General features: G+C 54.6%; 6 protein-coding genes. 4 read left to right on the top strand and 2 right to left on the bottom strand.

All coding sequences use genetic code 11. The features are described from left to right. The first annotated feature begins 399 nt into the window (after window positions 1-399). The 4 genes from rdgB to IGR76_09940 are packed head-to-tail and all read left to right on the top strand — an operon-like array spanning window position 400 to window position 3,817. Window positions 400-975 (top strand): RdgB/HAM1 family non-canonical purine NTP pyrophosphatase, encoded by a 576-nt coding sequence (rdgB, locus tag IGR76_09955; GenBank protein ID MBF2078821.1) that lies wholly within the window; start codon window positions 400-402, stop codon window positions 973-975. Window positions 976-978: 3 nt separating this feature from the next. Next, window positions 979-2,151, top strand: coding sequence for an aminotransferase class V-fold PLP-dependent enzyme (locus tag IGR76_09950; protein MBF2078820.1), 1,173 nt, complete (start codon window positions 979-981; stop codon window positions 2,149-2,151). A gap of 50 nt (window positions 2,152-2,201) precedes the next feature. Continuing rightward, window positions 2,202-3,422 (top strand): metallophosphoesterase, encoded by a 1,221-nt coding sequence (locus tag IGR76_09945; GenBank protein MBF2078819.1) that lies wholly within the window; start codon window positions 2,202-2,204, stop codon window positions 3,420-3,422. Window positions 3,423-3,475: 53 nt separating this feature from the next. Then, window positions 3,476-3,817 carry a winged helix-turn-helix transcriptional regulator gene (locus tag IGR76_09940; GenBank protein ID MBF2078818.1) on the top strand — a complete coding sequence of 114 codons (342 nt, stop codon included), beginning with the start codon at window positions 3,476-3,478 and terminating at the stop codon, window positions 3,815-3,817. 22 nt (window positions 3,818-3,839) lie between these two features. Here IGR76_09940 and IGR76_09935 read toward each other — a convergent pair whose 3' ends face one another. After that, entirely contained in the window at window positions 3,840-4,784 is a 945-nt protein-coding gene (locus tag IGR76_09935; GenBank protein ID MBF2078817.1) for a sulfotransferase, read from the bottom strand. 165 nt (window positions 4,785-4,949) lie between these two features. Further along, window positions 4,950-5,459 carry a hypothetical protein gene (locus IGR76_09930; protein MBF2078816.1) on the bottom strand — a complete coding sequence of 170 codons (510 nt, stop codon included), beginning with the start codon at window positions 5,457-5,459 and terminating at the stop codon, window positions 4,950-4,952. Window positions 5,460-5,664: the final 205 nt, after the last annotated feature.

The following is a 5,664-nucleotide window of genomic DNA, read 5'->3' as shown; positions in this document are numbered from 1 at the left end:
TTCCGGTGGGAGAAGCCCGCACCGTATGTTTGCATCGGTGTCGGGAGTACGTCACTTGCATAACTTTAGGATTAAGGACTGTGACAACCAGCACTAGTAGATCGCAAATTAGGTGCATTTCACAATGAATCCTGGCTTTGATCCCCCTAAATCCCCCTACCCTTCGGGAAGCCGCTTTGCGTCTATAAAAAGAGGGACTTCAAGGCATCGTTGGCTCGGTTCCCCCTTTCTTAAGGGGGGCTAGGGAGGATCTAAACATGGTTTGCGATCTACTGAGCATAGAAAACAACTGTTCGTTAGCTTTGTTTTAGCATGCCTTAGGTCTAGGCTTAACCACCGTAACTTAAGGTAGGATTAAGCCTCGTGGCGCGATCGCCCCTATTTTACTGAAACGAATCCATGATGAAACTGGTTGTGGCAACGGGTAATCCTGGAAAATTGGTAGAAATGCAGTCCTATTTGCTGGATCTGCCCTATGAACTAGTGCTGAAGCCTGCGGACTTGGAGATTGAAGAAACAGGCACCACCTTTCTCGAAAATGCCTGCCTTAAGGCCTCCCAGGTCGCGCAGGCCGTGGGGGAATGGGCGATCGCCGATGATTCCGGACTCGCTGTGGATGCCTTGGGCGGCGCACCAGGTCTCTATTCGGCTCGCTATGGAGCCACGCCCCAGGCAGGGATCGAGCGGGTGTTGCGGGAATTGGGCGATGAGACAAACCGCAGTGCCCAGTTTATCTGCGTGTTGGCGATCGCCCGTCCCGATGGGTCGATTGCGGTCACGGCAGAGGGCAACTGTCCGGGCGAGATTTTGTACGAAAGGGTTGGCACAGGCGGATTTGGCTATGATCCCATTTTCTACGTTCCCTCCGAGGGCATGACCTTCGCGGAAATGCCCGCTGATGTCAAACACCGCATCAGTCATCGAGGACTGGCCTTTGCAGACCTGTTGCCCCATCTGCAAGCGGGTTTAGCCTAGACAATGGTCATTGATCCTCAAACGGTGCGATCGCACTGGAGCCTTGATCCCCACGTCACATTCCTCAACCACGGTTCGTTTGGTGCCTGTCCCTGCGAGGTGTTGACCTATCAGCAAACCCTGCGGGAACAGCTAGAAAGCGATCCGGTTCGGTTTTTCGTAGATGAGTACGAACCGCTGCTCGATGCCGCCCGTCAAGACCTCGCAACCTTTGTCGGTGCGGAGACTCAGGATTTGGTCTTTGTCCCCAACGCGACCACGGGGATCAATACCGTGCTGCGATCGCTCTCCTTTCAGCCCGGGGAAGAACTGCTAACCACCAACCACGAATACAACGCCTCCCGCAATGCCCTAGAGTTTGTCGCGGCTCGGAGTGGGGCGATCGTGACCGTGGCGGAGGTTCCGTTTCCCATTGCCTCTCCCGACCAGGTAATAGACGCGATTCTGAACGCAGTGACTCCCTCCACGCGCCTCTTACTCATCGATCACGTGAGCAGTCAAACTGGGCTGATCCTTCCCGTTGAAGCGCTGGTTGCTGAAATGACGGTACGGGGAATCGAGGTGCTGATCGATGGTGCCCACGCACCGGGGATGGTTCCCCTGAACCTGCAAACCCTAGGAGCCGCTTACTACACAGGCAACTGTCACAAGTGGCTGTGTGCGCCTAAGGGAGCCGCGTTTCTTTACGTGCGGCGCGATCGCCATTCTCAGATTCGGCCTCTGGTTATTAGCCACGGAGCCAACACCCGCCGTGAGGATCGATCCCTATTTCACCTGGAATTTGACTGGACGGGCACGGGCGATCCCACACCCTATCTAGCGATCCCCAAGGCGATCGAGTTCATGGCACACCTGATCCCCGGTGGCTGGGATACCTTGATAATCTACAACCACCACCTAGCGATCGCCGCTCGACAAATTCTCTGTAGTACTCTCGATACTCCACCGCCCGCGCCGGATACGATGCTGGGTGCTCTGGCCAGCGTGCCCCTGCCTGATGGGGATGCGAATGGGCTGTATCGGGCATTGTGCGATCGCCAGTTTCAGGTGCCAATCGTTCCCTGGCCGGAACCGACCAATCGCCTAATCCGCATTTCCGCCCAGATTTACAATTCCGTTGATGACTATCAATCTCTAGCCGAAACGGTGCGATCGCTGCTCCAGACTGAGGCATAATCTGACAGTGGTAGGGTTCAACAGAAAGATTTAGCGGGGAAAGGGACGCAATGGGTAGATTCAGCAGACGGTGGTTTTTAGCCCTCGCCGTATTGGGCTTCATCCTGGGGATCGGTCTGGCTGTTGTCGAAACCTCTTTATTGAGCAATGCCGAGCCGCAACCGAACCAAGCGGCGATCGCCCAACCCGCCGAAACCCTCCCCGCGCCCTCGGTGACTCCCCCTGCACCCCTACACCCCGAAACCGTGGCTCTGGTAGAACGCACAGGGCTAACCGATCCACCCAGGGGGGATGTGCGCCTGGTGGTGATTAGCGACCTCAACAGCGCCTACGGCTCCACGGACTACGATCCCGAAATCGATATCGCTATGAAGCTCGTTCCCTTCTGGAATCCGGATCTCGTCCTGTGTAGCGGGGACATGGTGGCAGGGCAAAGCCTGGATCTGTCCCCCACCCAAATCCAGGCGATGTGGGCAGCGTTTGATCAACACATTCCCGCTCCTCTCCGCGAAATGCAGATTCCCTTTGGCTTCACCATCGGCAACCATGATGCATCGGGGGCACGAGATGGGGGCGGCTTCGTGTTCCAACAGGAACGGGATCTCGCCTCTGCGTACTGGAACGATCCCGCCCACGATCCAGGACTCCGATTCGTTGATCGCTACGAATTCCCCTTCTACTATACCTTTGAAGCCAACGATATTTTCTTTCTGTCATGGGACGGCTCCACCAGTTCTATTCCCGATGACAAGCTCGCCTGGGTGGAGCAAGCCCTAGCCAGCGAGAAAGCACAGCAGGCAAAAATGCGAGTTCTCATCGGTCATCTGCCTCTCTATGGCATTGCCGTCGGTCGGGATGAACCCGGAGACGTGATGGCGAATGCCGATTCATTGCGATCGCTCCTAGAACGCTACAACGTGCATACCTACATCAGCGGTCATCAGCACGCTTACTATCCCGCCCATCGCGGCAACCTCCAACTCCTCCATACCGGAGCCTTGGGATCGGGGCCACGCCAAATTATTGATACCAACCTCGCTCCCCGCAAAACTCTGACCGTGGTAGACGTGAATTTCGATACCCCCGACCTCACCACCTACACCACCTACGACATGCAGCAGTTCACCCAAATTGACATGGCCGAATTGCCCCGGTTTCTGGTGGCTCACAATGGTTTGGTATTACGACGGGATGTGAATGAGAGTGATTTGAGTGCCGCTGAGAAAGCGCAGTGTGAACAACGGCTAAGTGCAGACAAGTGTGCCGCCTAGACTGCCCAGCCTTTTAGAATGGAAGACATGCACGCTTAGTTCAAGAAAAATTGATGGCTGTTAAAACCGACGCTTCCGCAGATTCCACAACGATCCAGATGGCCGCTGCCTTCCATGCCCTCTCAGAGCCCCTGCGCCTGCAAATTTTGGACTTGCTGAGAGAACAAGAACTGTGTGTTTGTGATCTTTGTGAGGCGTTGGGTACGGCTCAGTCGAAGCTATCGTTTCACCTGAAAACATTAAAAGAGGCTGACTTAGTGCGATCGCGCCAAGAAGGACGCTGGATTTACTACAGCCTCAATCTTCCCCAGTTTGCCCAGCTAGAGCAGTATCTGTCCGATTTTCGACGACTCAGTCCCATGCATCCGGCTCGGCCTTGCAAACCGGGAAAGTAGCTTGGGCTTAGCGAGCTGAACCCTACTTCAAACTACTCCGCCATGCCTGGGCGAGCTGAGGCTCTAGCCATTCTTGCCAAGGCTTAATCCGCAACTTTCGACTCAATAGGTCGCTCACAAACAGCCCAATCCCTAGCCTCTGAATGCGATGATTCAAACACCCCCACTTATCGTCCAGTTTCAGCCAACGTTGTGCAGAGCGAGATGGTGTGATCGTTGGATATCCACTCATGGCATATCCCCGATCAGTTAGAAGGTCGCCGACACGCCCTTCAATCAGACCGACCTGCTTGGGTGTTAGTTTGCTCCGCCACTGTTCAAGCAAGGAAGGATCGGGTTTGGAATAGGTTGTGTAGCGTGGATAGTCCAACATCCGCGCATCATAATCTACCCCAATAAATTGGCACACTTGGCTTAGCGTCTGTTCAGGCTCAAGAATTAAGTCTTCTTGCTTGACTTCGAGGTAGCGATCGCCCGGAAGATCAGGTTTCATCCGGTTCCACGTTTGCTCTACGTCCAGCCAGCGCTCCACACCATGCCAGACGTTTCCGGCCCAGCCCATGCCAATTACCGATCGGGCTACGTCCCTGGGATCACGCACGATGTGGATGTAGCGGGCGTCTGGCCAAAGGCGAGGCAATTGGTCGAAGTTTCGATGGACGACTGCAATCACATGCTGGGCGCGATCGCGCTCTTGCACCTGTGCTAGAAATGAATGCGCGAGTTCCCCGTAGGATAGCGATCGATCAATCGAGAGCTTGTGATCTTGGAAGATCCAGTTGGCTTGAAGCTGATCAGCGTAGGAATTGACATCGGGAAACGGCTGACCGTGGGCAATGGGGTCAACGATGTATTCAAATTCAGAGCAAACAGCAAGTTGCGGATGATGCGCTAGCATTAAACGAAACATCGTGGTTCCAGAGCGCTCTGCACCGACGATGAAAACGGGGGACGAGGGACTATTCATAGCAAAATTGGGATTGGCAGGGGCATCCGAAATCGGAACTCACATTGATTCCATTTTGATATTAGAGCCAAGTTCCGGTTTAGGGAATACCCATAAATATAGAAATTTCGCAAAAGGGGCATTGGGCGAGTTGACCTTAGTTTAGGCATGTGTTAGGCAAAGCGCCTAAGAAACCGCGATAGACATTCCAGCGTCTTGTAATCGTGCGGCTAGAACATCACCGAGTCCTGCCGCAGGGGTTAAAATGCCACCGCGCGATCGCCCACCCGGTAGCGCGTTTAACCTTAAGGCCAAGCACAGTGCTGATTCGCAGAGAAATTTCACTGTGGCTCGGTTACCCGGATCGCCCTGATCCTGAATGTGTCCATGCACTCGATGTCCATCACGAGATTCTCCCACCAATTCACACCGGAACCATCCGGAATCCATGTTTTTTTCAGACGGCCCCGTTCCCGGTTTCGGTAACAGCGCTTTCAAGGCTGGGCGTAGCCAGGGTTGGGCGATCGCCCCTCCCAATACGGCCATCCCCGCTGTCACGCCTGCGGCCTGGAGTCTGGCAAACGGGGAATCAAATGTCAGACACTCCTGATAGGTAAAGTCCTGACCATAGGGTTCTCCCCACTGGGCATACAGGGCTTGACTCCGCCGCACCACGCGTGTGTTGATCGGAGCCATAAAGAAAGGCGCTACCCAAGTTCCCCTGTCCGCATCGTACATCGCTCGGTCTAGATCAGAATTCTGGCGGATATCATCTGAGGAAAAAGTATCCGGCGGATTCAGCAAAAAGGGATCGCTGACTTGGTCGGCCTGTCCCGATTCGTAGAGAATGAACTACCCCGCCGCAAGCGGACGGGGTATCAGAATCAAAAAAGAGCAAGTT

It is taken from the genome of Synechococcales cyanobacterium T60_A2020_003 (assembly GCA_015272205.1).
GTDB lineage: Bacteria > Cyanobacteriota > Cyanobacteriia > RECH01 > RECH01 > JACYMB01.
This window is presented reverse-complemented; position numbering and strand designations above follow the sequence as displayed.

Excerpts from the sequence above, each read along its gene's own strand:
- rdgB (MBF2078821.1), top strand. The coding sequence starts at position 400 with ATGATGAAACTGGTTGTGGCAACGGGTAATCCTGGAAAATTGGTAGAA.
- IGR76_09950 (MBF2078820.1), top strand. The coding sequence starts at position 979 with ATGGTCATTGATCCTCAAACGGTGCGATCGCACTGGAGCCTTGATCCC.
- IGR76_09945 (MBF2078819.1), top strand. The coding sequence starts at position 2,202 with ATGGGTAGATTCAGCAGACGGTGGTTTTTAGCCCTCGCCGTATTGGGC.
- IGR76_09940 (MBF2078818.1), top strand. The coding sequence starts at position 3,476 with ATGGCTGTTAAAACCGACGCTTCCGCAGATTCCACAACGATCCAGATG.
- IGR76_09935 (MBF2078817.1), bottom strand. The coding sequence starts at position 4,784 with ATGAATAGTCCCTCGTCCCCCGTTTTCATCGTCGGTGCAGAGCGCTCT.
- IGR76_09930 (MBF2078816.1), bottom strand. The coding sequence starts at position 5,459 with ATGGCTCCGATCAACACACGCGTGGTGCGGCGGAGTCAAGCCCTGTAT.